At 35.1% G+C, this 16347-nt stretch carries 17 protein-coding genes; 12 read left to right on the plus strand and 5 right to left on the minus strand.

Annotation, left to right across the window (positions count from 1 at the left end; all coding sequences use genetic code 11):
• Positions 1 to 816 carry a 3-methyl-2-oxobutanoate hydroxymethyltransferase gene (gene panB, locus ACM39_RS16185; RefSeq protein ID WP_048512085.1) on the minus strand — a complete coding sequence of 272 codons (816 nt, stop codon included), beginning with the start codon at positions 814 to 816 and terminating at the stop codon, positions 1 to 3.
• Positions 817 to 875: 59 nt separating this feature from the next.
• Positions 876 to 1589, minus strand: coding sequence for a Crp/Fnr family transcriptional regulator (locus ACM39_RS16190; RefSeq protein ID WP_048512086.1), 714 nt, complete (start codon positions 1587 to 1589; stop codon positions 876 to 878).
• A gap of 88 nt (positions 1590 to 1677) precedes the next feature.
• Between ACM39_RS16190 and ACM39_RS16195 the strand changes: the two genes are divergently transcribed.
• The 9 genes from ACM39_RS16195 to ACM39_RS16235 all read left to right on the plus strand — a co-directional run bounded on the left by ACM39_RS16195 (position 1678) and on the right by ACM39_RS16235 (position 11307).
• On the plus strand, positions 1678 to 4056 hold the full coding sequence (locus ACM39_RS16195; protein ID WP_048512087.1) for a heavy metal translocating P-type ATPase: 2379 nt from the start codon (positions 1678 to 1680) through the stop codon (positions 4054 to 4056).
• 110 nt (positions 4057 to 4166) lie between these two features.
• Positions 4167 to 4394, plus strand: coding sequence for a cbb3-type cytochrome oxidase assembly protein CcoS (gene ccoS, locus ACM39_RS16200; protein WP_048512088.1), 228 nt, complete (start codon positions 4167 to 4169; stop codon positions 4392 to 4394).
• 5 nt (positions 4395 to 4399) lie between these two features.
• Positions 4400 to 6661 carry a cytochrome-c oxidase, cbb3-type subunit I gene (ccoN, locus tag ACM39_RS16205; RefSeq protein ID WP_048512089.1) on the plus strand — a complete coding sequence of 754 codons (2262 nt, stop codon included), beginning with the start codon at positions 4400 to 4402 and terminating at the stop codon, positions 6659 to 6661.
• An 18-nt stretch (positions 6662 to 6679) separates the two neighbouring features.
• Positions 6680 to 6877 (plus strand): cbb3-type cytochrome oxidase subunit 3, encoded by a 198-nt coding sequence (locus ACM39_RS16210; RefSeq protein WP_048512090.1) that lies wholly within the window; start codon positions 6680 to 6682, stop codon positions 6875 to 6877.
• A 10-nt stretch (positions 6878 to 6887) separates the two neighbouring features.
• Positions 6888 to 7769 (plus strand): cbb3-type cytochrome c oxidase N-terminal domain-containing protein, encoded by an 882-nt coding sequence (locus ACM39_RS16215; protein ID WP_048512091.1) that lies wholly within the window; start codon positions 6888 to 6890, stop codon positions 7767 to 7769.
• A gap of 101 nt (positions 7770 to 7870) precedes the next feature.
• Positions 7871 to 9325: a cytochrome c oxidase accessory protein CcoG gene (ccoG, locus tag ACM39_RS16220; protein ID WP_048512092.1), complete on the plus strand. Its 1455-nt coding sequence runs from the start codon at positions 7871 to 7873 to the stop codon at positions 9323 to 9325.
• A gap of 9 nt (positions 9326 to 9334) precedes the next feature.
• A complete protein-coding gene (locus tag ACM39_RS16225) occupies positions 9335 to 9787 on the plus strand; it encodes a FixH family protein (protein WP_048512093.1) in 453 nt (150 codons plus the stop codon).
• Positions 9778 to 10545, plus strand: a complete 768-nt coding sequence (locus tag ACM39_RS16230; protein ID WP_048512094.1) for a sulfite exporter TauE/SafE family protein — start codon at positions 9778 to 9780, stop codon at positions 10543 to 10545. The genes ACM39_RS16225 and ACM39_RS16230 overlap by 10 nt, the downstream gene beginning before the upstream one ends.
• 15 nt (positions 10546 to 10560) lie before the next feature.
• The gene (locus ACM39_RS16235) at positions 10561 to 11307 is read left to right on the plus strand and encodes a hypothetical protein (RefSeq protein ID WP_048512095.1); all 747 of its coding nucleotides are present in this window, start codon (positions 10561 to 10563) and stop codon (positions 11305 to 11307) included.
• A gap of 70 nt (positions 11308 to 11377) precedes the next feature.
• Here the strand turns inward: ACM39_RS16235 and ACM39_RS16240 are convergent, their stop codons facing one another.
• Positions 11378 to 11758 (minus strand): helix-turn-helix domain-containing protein, encoded by a 381-nt coding sequence (locus ACM39_RS16240; protein ID WP_048512096.1) that lies wholly within the window; start codon positions 11756 to 11758, stop codon positions 11378 to 11380.
• Positions 11759 to 11924: 166 nt separating this feature from the next.
• On the opposite strand from ACM39_RS16240, the gene ACM39_RS16245 reads away from it, so the two are divergent.
• Entirely contained in the window at positions 11925 to 12521 is a 597-nt protein-coding gene (locus ACM39_RS16245; protein ID WP_048512097.1) for a hypothetical protein, read from the plus strand.
• Between the two features lie 264 nt (positions 12522 to 12785).
• Here ACM39_RS16245 and ACM39_RS16250 read toward each other — a convergent pair whose 3' ends face one another.
• Together ACM39_RS16250 and ACM39_RS16255 are read right to left on the minus strand one after the other, a co-directional pair.
• A complete protein-coding gene (locus tag ACM39_RS16250) occupies positions 12786 to 13946 on the minus strand; it encodes a GlmU family protein (RefSeq protein WP_048512098.1) in 1161 nt (386 codons plus the stop codon).
• 216 nt (positions 13947 to 14162) lie between these two features.
• A complete protein-coding gene (locus ACM39_RS16255; protein ID WP_002976190.1) occupies positions 14163 to 14414 on the minus strand; it encodes a type B 50S ribosomal protein L31 in 252 nt (83 codons plus the stop codon).
• Between the two features lie 182 nt (positions 14415 to 14596).
• Between ACM39_RS16255 and ACM39_RS16260 the strand changes: the two genes are divergently transcribed.
• On the plus strand, positions 14597 to 16009 hold the full coding sequence (locus ACM39_RS16260; RefSeq protein WP_048512099.1) for a hypothetical protein: 1413 nt from the start codon (positions 14597 to 14599) through the stop codon (positions 16007 to 16009).
• Entirely contained in the window at positions 16009 to 16335 is a 327-nt protein-coding gene (locus ACM39_RS16265; protein WP_048512100.1) for a nucleotide pyrophosphohydrolase, read from the plus strand. Before ACM39_RS16260 ends, ACM39_RS16265 begins: the two co-directional genes overlap by 1 nt.
• Positions 16336 to 16347 lie beyond the last annotated feature (12 nt).

Genomic DNA, 16347 nt, shown 5'->3' on the forward strand with positions numbered 1-16347 from the left:
TTAGTAGCTTTCGTTTTCGTTAGGGAAATCCTGTCCTTTTACATCTTTCACATACTGAGCTACCGCTCCCGTGATTTCAGTATACAAATCAAGATATCTTCTTAAAAATTTCGGGCTGAAACCCTTGTTCATTCCCACCATATCATGATACACCAAAACCTGACCGTCACAATGAAGACCTGCCCCGATTCCGATTGTTGGAATTGAAATAGCCTCTGTCACTTTTTTAGCTAAATCTGCCGGAATTTTCTCTAAAACCACACCAAAACATCCTAATTCTTCCAAAATTTGAGCATCAGCAATTAATTTTTCAGCTTCAGCTTCTTCTTTTGCTCTTACTTTATATGTTCCGAATTTATAGATTGACTGAGGCGTTAATCCCAAATGTCCCATTACAGGAATTCCAGCATTGATAATTTTTTTAATAGATTTTGAAATTTCCTTTCCTCCTTCAATTTTCACTGCGTGAGCTCCTCCTTCTTTCATCATTCTTACTGCAGACTCCAATGCCTTCTCAGGATTACTCTGATATGTCCCGAAAGGTAAATCAGCAATAACCAAAGCCCTGTCAGTTCCTCTGACTACACTTTGAGAATGGTAAATCATCTGATCCAGAGTAATTGGCAACGTCGTTTCAAAACCCGCCATCACATTAGCTGCAGAATCTCCTATCAGGATAGCATCAATTCCCCCCGCATCTACCATTTTCGCAGTCGTATAATCGTATGCCGTAAGCATCGTTATTTTCTCCTTGTCGAATTTCATTTTACGCAAGGTTTCAGTCGTAACTTTTTTAATTTCAGAATGAACAGACATAATTTATCTATTTTTAAAAGTTAAAAAGTCGGCTTCCGCCGACTCAAGTTTTGTATGATTTATAAAACCACGTGTCCTAGTTTCATTAATTTGTCGTGATTGAGAATTTTGATATTTCTACCGTCTACTTCGATAAGACTGTCACCTTTAAACTCGGAAATCAAACGAATAGCACTTTCAGTAGCTGTACCAATAATATTGGCAATTTCTTCTCTTGTCAAAGAAATTTTGATGAAACCTTCAGGATCAACTCCTAATTTCTGTTCCAACAGCAATAAAATTTCTGCCAATCTTTCTCTTACCGTTTTTTGTGCAAGGAAAGTAATGGTATTGGATGATTCCCCCAATTCGTAAGAAATCTTTTGAAGCATTACGAAAGACAGCTGAGGATCAATTTCCAAAAGATACATGAATACATCAGCCGGTAAAAAAGTGGCCTCTATGTCTGTCATTGCCTCAGCCTTTGCCTGGAAATTTTCTCCGCAAAGTAAAGAACGATAGCCGATGATGTCACCTTCTTTGATAAATCTTAAAATCTGATCTTTCCCAAAAGCTCCCGATTTTGACAGCTTAGCAGCACCTTTCTCCAATACGTATACTCCTTTTGGAGTTTCCCCGTCCTCGAAAATAGTATCATGCTTCTGAAAACTCAGCTTCTTTTTTGCATTAATGTATTTCTCAAAATCAGTACTGGAAAGTCTTTCCTTAAATGATTTATCATTAAAAACTCTGGCGAACCTCTCTTCAATTGCAATCTGTTGTTCCTGCGACATTTTATATGACATTTATCACAAAAATAGAACTTTTTAACTCGATAAACAAAAAAAATTGTTATAATTTTGTGGTTCAATAATTTATGAGGTGAGCGAGAACTGTTTTCATTGTGGTCAAGATATCGAAAAGGAAAGAATTTTGTTTGATGAAAAGACTTTCTGTTGCAACGGTTGCAAATCTGTTTATGAAATTCTGAATATCAATAACTTAAGTAACTTTTACGAACTTAATAAAAGAGCCGGAATTCGACCTAATGATGAAAACTCCACCCAGTATGACTATTTAGACACTCCTGAAATTTTCGAAAAAGTAACGGATTTTTCAGAAGGAAATACGAGTCTGATCACTTTCAAAATTCCTGTAATCCACTGTTCTTCTTGTATTTGGCTATTAGAAAGTCTTCATACTATAAATAACGGAATTAAATATTCCCAGGTTAATTTCACAAGGAAAACCTTACAGGTTTCTTTCAATCACAACGAACTAAAATTAAGCGAATTAGCTAATTTTTTGACAAATTTAGGATACAAACCTGTCATTAGCCTTGAAACAGCCGACAAAAATGTCGATCATCTTGATAAATCACTGCTTGTAAAATTTGCCATTGCTGCATTTGCTTTCGGGAACGGAATGTTTTTAGCTTTCCCGGAATATATTGGCGGAGAAGATTATTGGATGGATCATTATAAAGGACTTTTCAGGACTTTGATGTGTATCCTGGCCATTCCCGTCGTATTTTATTCTGCTTCAGACTATTACAAATCCGCATGGTATGGTTTAAAAAATAAAATTGTAAATATTGATGTTCCGATTGTTTTAGGAATCATTGTTCTTTTCGGGAGAAGTGTTTATGAAATAGTAACGGATTATGGGCCAGGCTATTTTGACACTCTTTGTGGGCTTTTATTTTTCATGCTTTTAGGAAAAATTTTCCAGAAAAGGACTTATAACGCTCTTTCATACGATAGAGACTATAAATCATTCTACCCGATTGCCGTAACCAAAGTTGATTTTGAAGGAAAACAAAATAATATTTTACTTTCCGAGGTGAAAGTAGGAGACAGAATTCTTGTTAGAAATCAGGAAATCATCCCCGTGGATGCTATTTTAATCAATGGAGAAGGAAATATAGATAACAGCTTTATTACCGGAGAGAGCGAAAGTATCAGCAAACACCCCGGAGACAAAATCTTTGCGGGAGGAAAGCAAATCGGCTCCTCTCTTGAGCTTGAGGTTATTAAGAATGTCGATCAAAGTTATCTGACTCAGCTTTGGAATAAAGAGGCTTTTAAAAAGCATGAAACAGGGCTCGACACACTAACGAATCGCATCAGTAAATATTTCACTTTCATTATTTTAGGTATTGCTTTAATTTCAGGAATTTACTGGTCATTTGTTGATTTAGAGAAAATGTTCCAGGTAGTTTCCGCGATTTTGATCATCGCCTGCCCTTGTGCGCTTGCGCTGTCCGCTCCCTTCACTTTCGGACACATTATGAGAATTTTAGGGCGAAATAAATTTTATGTAAAAGATACTTTAACCATTGAAAAAATAGCAAAACTCAACACTATCGTTTTTGACAAAACAGGAACAATTACCCACAGAAAGAAGTCAAATATAAAATATGAAGGCTCTGAGATAAATGAATTTGATTTACTGAATATCAAAACTTTATTAAAAAACTCCAATCACCCTCTTTCAAAGTCGCTTTATGAATTCATTGAAGTAAATGACGATTATTTTCCTGTAGAAAACTTCCAGGAGATTTCAGGAAAAGGTTATGAAGCAAGCGTAAGAGGGATCGTATACAAAATTGGTTCTGCAAGATACAATAATCAAGCGTCCAAAAACCTTGAAACAGCAGTTTACATCAGCAAAAATAATGAGTTTTTAGGAAAATTTATCTTTAAAAACGAGTATCGTGAAAATCTTCAAAACTTATTTAAAAAACTTACAAATTATAATGTCTTCATTTTAAGTGGAGACAACTCTTCAGAAGAAAATCAACTGAAAGAACTTATTCCGAATTATAAAGGGATGGCTTTCAACCAAAACCCGGAAGACAAACTGAATTACATTAAAAATCTTCAGGATCAAAAAATGAAAGTTGCCATGCTTGGCGATGGCCTAAATGATGCCGGAGCCCTGAAGCAAAGTAACGTCGGAATTGCAATTGCAGATGACTCCAACAGCTTTACACCTTCATCAGATGTTATTATGAATGGTGAAAAAGTAGTAACATTAGACAAATACCTGAATGTTTGTAAGGGATCTATCACAATTGTGAAAATGACATTTATAATTAGTTTCTTATACAATATCGTTGGTTTAAGCTACGCAGTTACAGGACATATGCATCCTCTTTTTGCAGCATTAATAATGCCCGCAAGTTCTATAACCGTTGTTTCGTTTACTACATTTTCCACATGGATTCTTGGAAGAAAACATTTCAAAAAACAGGCTTAAAAGCCCCTTATTTAGACTGATTTTAAATTAGATGAAAACCGTATTTCGTGATGAATGTCATTATTTTTCACTAAATTTGAACCCCGAAAATAGGTTAATTTTGTTGTCTGATGGATATTCTATATTTAATGATCCTTTGCAGCGTTTCTTTGGCTGCTGTTTTCTTGGTCGTTTTTATAGTCAACGCCAAGAAAGGACAGTTTGAAGATGATGAATCTCCAGCTGTGAGAATTCTCTTTGACTCCGGTGAAGTGAAGGAAAAGAAGGAAACTGGCAACGAAAAGAAAGACGAAAAAGAAAAAGGAGAAAATAATAAAATTGAAGAAAAAAGTGAATAGTTGATATGGAAACACAAAAGTTTAGTTATGACAACAGTATTGTTCGGGCATTCCTTTATGCGACCATAGTTTTTGGGATCGTAGGGTTCTTGTTTGGGCTTACCGCAGCATTAATGCTTTTCTACCCTGAATTACCGGAGTTTTTGTTCGGGACTGATGATACTACCATCAATAGTTTGGCATCAGGTAATATTCAAGGCTTAATAAACACACATGGTGCATTTGGTTTTGGTAGAATTAGAATGTTGCACACAAGTAGTGTAATCTTTGCTTTCGTATGTAATATCGTATATACCGGTATTTATTACTCATTACAGAGATTATTAAAAACAAGAATGTACAGCGATACTTTATCATGGCTACATTTCTGGACTTGGCAAATCATGATTGTGGCAGTAGTAATTACATTCTTTATGGGTATTAATACATCTAAAGAATATGCTGAGCACGAATGGCCGATTGATATTTTGATTGCATTCTCATGGATCATCTTCGGTATCAACATGTTCCTGACTATTGCTAAGAGAAGGGTAAGACACCTGTATGTTGCCATCTGGTTCTACATCGGAACGTGGATTGCAGTGGCAATGCTACATATTTTTAATAACCTTGAAGTTCCGTTATCTTTCACAGGCTGGAAATCTTATTCGGCATATGCAGGAGTAAAAGATGCTATCGTTCAATGGTGGTACGGCCACAATGCAGTGGCATTCGTATTGACGACTCCTGTTTTAGGTTTGATGTATTATTTCTTACCAAAAGCTGCTGACAGACCGGTTTTCTCTTACAAGCTGTCTATTATTCACTTCTGGTCATTAATCTTCGTGTATATCTGGGCTGGTCCTCACCACTTACAATATACAGCCCTTCCCGCTTGGGCTCAGGCTGTAGGAACAGGTTTCTCCATCATGCTTATTGCTCCATCTTGGGGAGGGATGCTGAATGGCCTTCTTACATTAAGAGGAGCCTGGGATAAGGTAAGAGAAAATCCTATTTTGAAGTTCTTCGTTGTGGCTGTTACTTGTTATGGTATGGCAACGTTTGAAGGACCGCTTTTAGCTACAAAAAATATCAACAAAATTGGTCACTTTACAGACTGGGTTATCGGTCACGTACATTTAGGAGCTCTTGGGTGGAATGGTTTCATGGCATTCGGGGTTATCTATTATTTAGTACCAATCTTGTGGAGAACAAAATTATATTCTACAAAATTAGCCAACTGGCATTTCTGGCTAGGTACATTAGGTATTATTTTCTATGCCGTACCAATGTATATTTCAGGGTTCACTCAGGGATTAATGTGGAAACAATTTAACCCGGACGGAACATTATTATGGAAAAACTGGCTGGATACGGTAACTGCTATTATTCCGTACTTTAAAATGAGATTCGTTGGAGGTTTATTCTACCTTTCAGGAGCAATTTTAATGGTTATTAACGTGGTAGCTACTGCCAGAAGAGGATCATTCCAAAAAGAAGTTCCTGCAGAAGCACCTGCTTTGGCCAATATCGGAAACAAACGTAAAGAAGGGGAAGGAACTCACCTGTGGTTAGAAAGAATGCCAACACTAATGGCTATATTATCTTTACTTACTATCTCAATTGGTAGTTCTATTGAAATCATTCCTACTCTATCACTTAAGAAAAGCGTACCTACAATTTCAGCAGTGAAGCCTTATTCACCACTGGAACTAGAAGGTAGAGATATTTATATTCGTGAAGGTTGTAATGCCTGTCACTCTCAGATGGTAAGACCGTTCAGAGATGAGATTGTAAGATTTAACGGGAAAAACGGGCAATATTCCAAAGCAGGAGAATTCGTGTATGACAGACCATTCTTATGGGGTTCTAAAAGAACAGGACCAGATTTACACAGAGAAGGAGGTAAAAACCCAAGTTCTTGGCACTATAAACATATGTATAACCCAAGATCTACATCTGCAGGTTCTATCATGCCTCGTTACCCTTGGTTGATTGCTACTAATCTAGACAGAACTAAAATGGTAGATAAAATGAAGTTGATGAAAGGTGCTTTCGATGTACCTTATTCAAAAGCTGAAATTGATTCTGCCAATAAATGGGCAGACAACCAGGCTGCGAAAATTGTAAAAGATATATTCTCTGAAGCAAATGACCTGAAACAAGCTTATGCTAAGAGACCTCAAGGAGAATTGGAGAAAAAAGAAATTGTAGCTCTTATCTCTTATCTTCAAAGATTAGGTACAGATATCAAAACAACTGAAATAAAAACAGCAAGTAATAACTAATAACATTAAAAGGTTCATATGATTCCTCAGAACTTTAAAGATATATTATCAAATACAGAAAATGCTGGTTTTTACCAGACACTGGCACTGATTTTCTTTATGCTGTTCTTCGTAGCTCTAGTAATATATGTTTTTAGCAGACCTAAAAAATATTACAAGGAAGAAGAAGAAGCGCCGCTGGGGGATGATGAAGATGATTTTAATTTAAAAAATTAAACTATTTATTATGAAACAAAGAACACCGGTTGTTGTAAACATTGTAATAATAATTGGACTTTTAATAGTTTTTTATTATTTGTTTGTACAAAGCTACTCGTTTCTAGGCTCACCATATTTCTGGGGAACTGTAGTGATAGCCTCTATCCTTGCATACATCCACAGTGCCATTGGAGATTTAATTGAGAATAATAAATTCAAAAAATTATCTGCAGAAGAAAAAGCAGCATATTTGGCAGAAAAGAAAATTCCTTTCTTAAGAAGAATGTATGACAGTGCATTCAAAAAACAATCTGCTACAGAAGAAAAAGATATCCTTATAGACCATGGTTTCGATGGAATTATGGAGCTGGATAATCAATTACCAAAATGGTGGATCGGGCTATTTTATTTTGGGACTGCTTTTTGTATTGTATATATCGCAGCGTTCTCTTTCACAGATTTCGCTCACCCGTTAAGCGAATATGAGCAAGAATATAAGGAGCAGATTGCAAGTATAGAAGAGTACCAAAAAACTCAACCTCCTGTAACAATTGAGACCGCTAAATATTCAGCAGACAACATTGCAGAAGGTAAGGAATTATTTAAAACCAACTGTGCTTCTTGCCACAAAGAAGACGGGAGTGGAGGTATCGGACCCAACCTGACTGATAACTACTGGATCAATCAGCCTGAGAAAACATTATTTAAGAATGTATTTCATATGGACTGGAATGGTTCTCCTACTAACCCGGCAATGAGACCATTTGGTAAAAACGGAGAGGTTTCCGGAGCTGAGATTGAAAAGATTGCGGCCTATGTATATCATATCAATCAAGAGCAGCCTCCTGTAACACAAGCTCAGGGCGGAGCTGCTCCTCAGGGAACAGAAGCTCATTGGGAAAAGGAATAATTTAGAAAGAAAAAATAGAAACATATGAAAAAACATAATTTGTTATTAGATTAAAAAATAGTAACGAATTATGTTTTTCTTTTTTTAAACACTTTACAAAAATGTCAGAAATAGAAGAAATAGAAGTACGCGGCGGACAGGGGCAGGTTCTGGACCCTGAGACTTACAGAGATTCTATAGGCACAATGGATCAATCCGGTAAGAGAAAATGGGTGTTTCCAAGAAAACCAAAAGGGAGGTACACCAATTACAGAAATCTTGTAAGTTATGTATTATTATTTATTTATTTTATAGTACCATTTATCAAGATTAATGGTAATCCTCTTATCTTATTTAATGTAATTGATAGAGAATTTTACATCTTCGGACAGCCTTTTTATCCCCAAGACTTTTTTATACTTACACTAGGTGCTATCGCATCTTTAATATTTATTATCGTTTTTACGATTGCGTTCGGAAGAATTTTCTGCGGATGGATATGTCCTCAGACAATTTTTATGGAATCTATATTTCGTAAAATTGAATATATCATTGAAGGTGACAGAAACAAGCAGATGAAGCTGGACAGGCAAGAGTGGAATAGCGAAAAAATCTGGAAAAGGAGTCTGAAATGGACTGTTTATATTATCATTTCACTGATTATCACCCACTTCATGTTTATGTATATTGTGGGCTATAAGGAAGTATTTAAAATTGTGTCGGAAGGACCGTTTACCCACCCTACCAATTTTATCGTAATGATTCTTTTAACGGCAGCCTTTTACTTTGTATTTGCATGGTTCAGGGAACAGGTTTGTACATTAGTTTGCCCGTACGGAAGATTGCAGGGAGTTTTAATCGATAAAGATACCATTAATGTATTTTACGATTTCAAAAGAGGGGAAAACAGGTCAAAATGGAGAAAAGGAGAAGACAGAAAAGCAGCCGGAAAAGGTGATTGTATCGACTGTCATCAATGTGTCGTTGTATGTCCTACAGGAATCGATATCAGAGACGGGCAACAGCTTGAATGTGTAAACTGCACGGCTTGTATTGATGCCTGTGATGAAGTAATGGAAAAAGTAGGCCTTCCAAAAGGCCTGATAAGATATGCTTCTGAGAACGAAATCGAGCAACAGACTCAATTTAAGTTTACAGGAAGGATGAAAGGATTCTCTATATTCCTGGTTATTTTGGTTGGCTTCTTAGGTTATCTTCTTTATAATCGTGGAGAAATGGAGGCAAAATTCATCAAACCTGCCGGAAGCACATTCTTCGTAAGAGACGGCAAAATTACCAACACATACAATTACACCTTCTTAAATAAAACAAACGATAAGAAAATTGTTACGATTAAGGTAATTTCTCCGTCACATGGTGAAATTATCTACAGCGCATCCAGCAAAATTCCCGTAGAAAGAGATAAAATCACAAAAGGAACTATCAATATCAGTTTCCCGGAGGACGAAATGAAACTTTCCAAGCAAAATATCACCATCGGGGTTTATGATATGAAAGGGAAACTGATCGACTCTTATCAGACATATTTTGAAGGACCATTTAAATTACAATTTTAATTTTAAGAAATGAAAAACTTTAGTTGGGGACACGGTGTTGTAATTGCATTATTTGCATTCATAGTTTTTATATTATCCATGATGTTTCTTTTCCCGAACGGGCAGAAAAATTCGGAAATGGTAACCGATAATTACTATGAAGAAGAATTACAGTATCAGGATGTGATTGATGCTAAAAAAAGAGCAGATACATTACAGGAAAAACCTGTATACAGCCAAGATATTAACGGGATAAAAATAGTTTTCCCGAAAGATTATAATAATTCTAATACTACGGTAAAATTTGTTTTAAACAGAACCGATGACCAAAATTTGGATATCAAAAAATCTGAACAGTTGGATGCAAATCAATCTTTTATAATACCTGCAAAGATTCTGAAAATGGGTAATTACACATTGAGATTGATGTGGACGAAAAACAAAACAGACTACAGAATGGATTATGATGTGATATGGAAATAGCACTTATTTTATCGGCAATTGGATTGGGTTTTGCTTCCGGTTTTCACTGTATCGGAATGTGTGGGCCTATTGCTTTGTCGATGGGATTGACAAAAAAGCAAGCCACCAACTTTTATCTTCAAAATCTCACTTACCAATTTGGAAGAATTTTTACGTATTCGCTTTTAGGGGCAATATTAGGAATTATTGGTGAAGGTTTTGAAATGGCGGGTTTTCAAAAATATCTGACGATTGCCGTTGGTGTTTTGTTAATAATTATGGCTGTTTTTTCGTTTGGAGGAAAAGATTTTGCTTCGAAAATTCCGTTCTTTTCTAAATTTTTATTTTCTGTAAAATCAAATTTAGGAAAACTGCTTCAGAAGGCAGATTACCGCTCAAGATTCACAACCGGTTTATTAAATGGTTTTTTACCTTGCGGAATGGTTTATATGGCTTTGACGGCCAGTTTAGCCAGTGGGGGAATTTGGCAGGGAGCTTCATATATGGCTTTATTCGGATTGGGGACACTTCCGTTTATGTTTGCAGTAGTTCTGGTAGGAAATTTAATGAATCAAACCTTTAGAATAAAAGTTTTAAAAGTGATTCCTGTTGTCATGATCATTTTAGGAGGATTGTTTATTGTAAGAGGTTTGGAATTAGGTATTCCTTACATTTCTCCAAGAGCAGAAGCTATGACTATTTCTAAAGATAACCAGGGTGACTGCCATTTACCGGGCGATCACAGCACACATAATCATACGAATACAAATTGTCATTAATAATAAAACTAAGCCATGAAAAAAGCTCTATTTTTACTGCTTATCAGCCTTTTTGCATTGCAGTCGTGCAATATAAACTCCGAAATTGTTTATCATAAAGATTCAGCTTCTACAGCTGTTATGGATATTGACATAAAACAATTTGTAAAAGAAATGAAAGCTATGACTCCGGATTCTTTGAAGGGTAAAGAATTTGGCGATATGGATAAACTTCCGGCCACATGGACCAGTATTTATGATATCGAAAAAAAAGAAGGAAAATTAAATACAAAAGATCCTGACTCGATAAGAATCATGAAAAAAATCTTCATGAAATCCAGTAAAGAAAATAATGAACCTACAGGATTTGCTTTGAAACTGGATCACTTCAACCAGGCAGATTACAAAATGCTAAACAGCTATACCAAACAGGAAAAATTACCTTTAGACCAGAACATTTATAATAATTGGGACGGAAAAACGCTGACAATAGATACAGATAATTTTAATCTGAAAAATATTGAGGAAGCCATGAAAAAAAATTCTCCTGCAGGAGATGCTGAAAATGAAGGAAGCACTCAGGGAATGGTGATGATGTTCTTTAAGAAAGTAGGTACAACCCTGAAGTTTGATAATAAAATAAAATCAATATCCGGAAAGCATGATTGGTTTAAACAAACTGACGACCATTCTGTGAGAATAGATTACGATTTAGAATCACTTTACGACAAAGAGAAAAAGCTGAAAAATCAGGATAAAAAGATAGTTATCATTACTGAATAACAAGAAACCCACCAGAAAATTCCGGTGGGTTTTTTATGTAAAGTCATGCAGCTGATTATTTATTACTACCCTAGTTGCTGTCCTTCGACTTGTTTTTCCAAAATTCTACCTGCTCTTTCAGCTCTTTAATACGCTCTTCATACAATTCCGTTATTTTTTCAGACAGAGAATTGATGGTATTAATTGTCCCTACAAACTGGAAAGCCATACCGCCTTTTTGCTCTGTATTTTCTTGGTCAAGATTATTAGTTTCGTCTGTAAGAAAATTTTCAGGTTTCATTTCAAATATTTCGCTTATTTTTTCTATATGAGTCGCCCAAGAATGACTTTCTCCGTTTTCTATTCTGGCATATGCAGACTGGGAAATATGCAGCTTTTCTGCCATATCTTCCTGGGAGTATCCTTTAGACTTTCTTAGTCTCTTTATTTTCTCTGCAACATTGTTGGTCATATGTATACTATTTATAAACAAATATAAAAATAATTCTGTTACAATGCCTTACCCTATTTTCGGGTAGGTTTATGCAAAAATAGGTTTTATATTATAAATTCTTTTTCACACTTTTGTAGAGTAATAAAAAAAATTATATATTTAACAACTTAAAACACACAAGTCTATGAAGAAAAATTTAATTCTTCGGCTGATGCTGATGACAGCATTTGTCCTTTCTTTTCATTCCTGTAGAACTGATTTAGAAGCAATAACGGAACACAAAACTGAACCAGGTGATCATATCCATCAAAAAATCAGCACAGTTACTTTTCAAAAAGAAACTTTTCTAAGCGGAGTTAATGAGTTTAAAAGGTCAGCTAATTCTTTATCAGGTAAAAGCGGCTCAAACTCTGATTATCTGAAGAGATTTTTTATTGACGAAACATCCATTTATAAAATGGATGTCAATAACATTCAAACCTATGCTTTACGAGCGTACAATATTTTTGAAAGTCCTGAGGTAGTTTACAATCTTGTTTATAGAAAAAATGGCAATGATGCAGCATTTTCAATTGTTGAGATTATAGATAACGAACTTATTCCTGTATATGATTCTCAGAAAGGTATCGTAATAAAAATAGATAATCTGTCTACTGCAAGGATATGTACAGATTTTTATTCCGTAGAAATATGGAACTGTAAAGAAAATGTGTCTTGGGACCAATGTGATAAGTGCGCTCAATGTCTTTTTACAAGTTCAGGCTATACTTCGTATGAATAAAGATAAAAAGTTGGAAAGGTGAATAATATATTACGATAATAAAGTTTCAGAAGATATTAAGTTTGAGTATAAAAAAACTATATAAGTAAAGTATTTTATTCTGATAGAAGAACCCGCAATAATTGTTTTTAAATACATCTTCAACAAACAAAAAAAACTGGACAGAAATAGTGAAAAATGTTGATGGAAAAGACCTATATAAATGGGTCAGGCAAATTGAGTATTACTAAAAACAAAAACCTCCAAATCCGGAGGTTTTTATATTTAATAAGCATCAAAAATATGCTTCAAAATAGCCTTATCATCATCCGTAAGCTCTACTTTTCTTCTGGCCATTGCTCTTGCTGCTACTTCGTAGGCTTTATCCAATTTAAATCTTTCATCACCTTTAAACCCTCCCCACGAAAAATTCTCTACCAAATTCGGGGGAAAACCTTCTTTAAAAATATTGGAAGCAACCCCCACAACCGTTCCGGTGTTTAACTGAGTATTGATGGCTGTTTTGGAATGGTCACCCATAATAAGACCAGCAAACTGTAATCCCGTATCTTCAAAAGATTTTGTTCTGTAATTCCAAAATCTTACGTTCCCGTAATTATTTTTCATATTGGAAGAATTGGTATCTGCCCCGAAATTACACCATTCCCCAATCACCGAATTTCCGACAAAACCATCATGTCCTTTACTCGAATAACCAAACATGATAATATTATTTACCTCCCCTCCTACTTTACAATGAGGGCCAACCGTAGTTGCACCGTAAATTTTTGCTCCTAAATTAAATTTAGAATCATCACATAAAGCAATAGGACCACGAAGATGGCAACCTTCCATCACTTCCGTATTTTTTCCGATGTAGATTTTTCCGGTTTTGGTGTTGAGTGTGGAGAATTCAATTTGTGCTCCTTTTTCTATGAACAAATCTTTTTTATCGCCTAAAAGACCATTGGTAGAAGAAAGCTCCTGAGAAGTTCTTCCTTTCGTCAGCAAATCAAAATCGAAATCAATCGCTTGATAATTGTATGTAAATAGATCTTTAGGCTTTTTAAAGAAAACAAGCTCTTCTTTAATATCAGTCATTTTTTCGATCTGATGTAAAGAAAAATCTTTCATATTGATTCTTGCCGCCACCAATTCATCTTCATAAACTAAAGCTTCTCCCTGTTTCAAATCTTTTATTTGCTGGATAACCGCTTCAGTCGGTAAAAAATTAGTTACCAAAAAAAGGCTTTCCTTTTTTTCAGGCTCTTTGAATTTATTTTGAAGATAAGTTTCCGTGAAATAAGAAATTTCAGTATTCTCTAAAATTTTCTGCCATCTCTCAGAGAAAGTGAGGATTCCGCATCGCATTTCTGCAACAGGGCGGGTAAATGTTAACGGAAGAAAATCTTCCCAATATTGCGCATCTGAAAATACTATTTGCATTTTTTATAAGAAGTTAGATGTTAGAAGCTAGATATTAGTAAATAAACAGCATCACTTATTATGACTTCATGTTTATAGGTTTCTAAATTCCAGTTAACACAAAAATACAAATACTAAAACTAACTTCTAATATCTAAATCTTAAATTCTACATTAAAAAAATAAAAAAAGTCTTCCGGAAACCGAAAGACTCTTAAATATCTTGAATAGCAAAAAATTACTTAGCGAATTTTTTGTATTTGTTCATAAACTTATCAACTCTACCTGCAGTGTCTACTAATTTTACTTTACCAGTGTAGAAAGGGTGAGAAGTTGAAGAGATTTCCATTTTGATCAATGGGTACTCTTGTCCTTCGTACTCGATAGTATCTTTTGTTTCTGCAGTAGATTTGCAAAGAAACACCTCGTCGTTACTCATATCTTTGAAAACAACAAGTCTATAATTTTCTGGGTGGATTCCGTTTTTCATAATACAATTGTTAAAAAAATTAAAGTTTTGCTTTCGAAATAGTAATGGTATTTCTCTGCTAATTTTAGGGTGCAAAAATACAATATTTTTTTTAATATCCAAATAGCTCTGCAATATTTTTTGTTTGATAAGAAATTCAAAGTATTTTCGTTAAATTTGAAATCTATTAAACTTTAATTTCGATGAAATTCAAATTATTACTGGCTTTTTCTTTCTGGATGCTTCTGATGGCTGTATCTTGTAATAAGGATGATATTAACTTTGATCAGCCTTCTCAGCTGTTAAGTTTTTCAAGGGATACCGTTTTTTGCGACACGGTTTATCATCAGGTACGTTCTGAAACCTATGCTGTAAAAGTATATAATAATGAAGACAGAGATGTTTTGATCCCAAGAATCAATCTTGAAAAAGGAGCAGGCTCTTTATATAAGATCAATGTAGACGGAAAATCGGGATATGATTTTAAAGATGTTCCTTTAAGGAAAAAAGACAGTCTTTATATTTTCGTTGAAATTGCTCCGGAGGCCACCGGACCGGAAGCCATTGCAGAAGATCGCGTGATCTTTACAAGTCCGGCAGGAGAACAGCATGTCACCTTATTTTCAGTAGTGCAGGATGCCGAATTTTTCATTCAGACCCCATCAAATCCGAATATAATTGAAAATCACACAACCTGGACCAACAATAAAGCTAAAATTATTTACGGCGATTTGACTGTCGACTCCAATATTACACTAGATATACAGGCCGGAACAAAAGTATATTTCCATAAAAACAGCGGAATGAAAATTTCTTCCGGAGCTTCTTTAAATATTAACGGAGCTTTAGATAATGAAGTCATCCTTCGTGGAGACAGAAACGATGCTGATCATGACACGCTTCCTAAAAACTGGAATTCTATCAAACTGGAAGCAGGTTCTACTTTAAATATGAATCATGCAAGACTTTTCGGAGGTACCAAAGGGCTGGAAATGAAGCAGACTATTGCCAATATCAGCAATTCATTCATCCATACTTTTCAGGAATACGGGATTTATGCCGTGAACTCTACCGTGAATGCTAAAAACTTAGTCATGAACAATTGTGGGGAATCTTGTATCGGTATTTTCAGAGGTGGAAACCATACCTATACTCATGCTACAATTGCCAATTACTCTAAAGTGATGGGTTCATTTACCCGAAACGGAATTTTTGCTACCAACGAATGGAAAAATGAAAACGGGCAAACTGAGCAGGGAGCTTTGCAACAGCTTAATGTTTTAAATAGCATAATATACTCAGACAAAGATAATTCTATTGCTTTCGAACAAACTCCTGGGCAGCAATTCAATTTCTTGCTGCAAAACTGTTTGATAAAATATTCAAACACATCAGAGGCAGGATTTCAGTTTGATATAAACCCTTCAAGTGTTGTTCAATGTTATAAAAACGAAGATCCTCAGTTTATAAATTATTTTACCGCAAAGCTTAATTTAAGAGTAAAATCAGCATCTTTTGCCAGAGGAAAAGGAAATACAACCATTGCAGGAACTGTTCCTACGGATATCGTGAATGTTTCAAGAACTACAAACCCTACTCTAGGAGCTTATCAATAATGGAAATTACAAATCTGCAACAGCAAGTTGACGAATGGATAAAAACTATTGGTGTCCGTTATTTTAATGAACTGACCAATATGGCAATGCTAACGGAAGAAGTAGGTGAAGTTGCCAGAATTATCGCCAGAAGATATGGCGAACAAAGTGAAAAGGAAAGCGACAAAAACAAAGATTTAGGCGAAGAATTGGCAGATGTGTTGTTTGTAACTTTATGTTTAGCCAACCAAACCGGAATAAACTTGCAGGAAGCTTTCGACAAGAAAATGAAAATAAAAACTGATCGCGACAAAGACCGCCATCAGAATAATGAAAAACTGAAATAAGTGATGAATTAA

Origin of the sequence: Chryseobacterium sp. FH2 (assembly GCF_001045455.1) — a bacterium.
GTDB lineage: Bacteria > Bacteroidota > Bacteroidia > Flavobacteriales > Weeksellaceae > Chryseobacterium.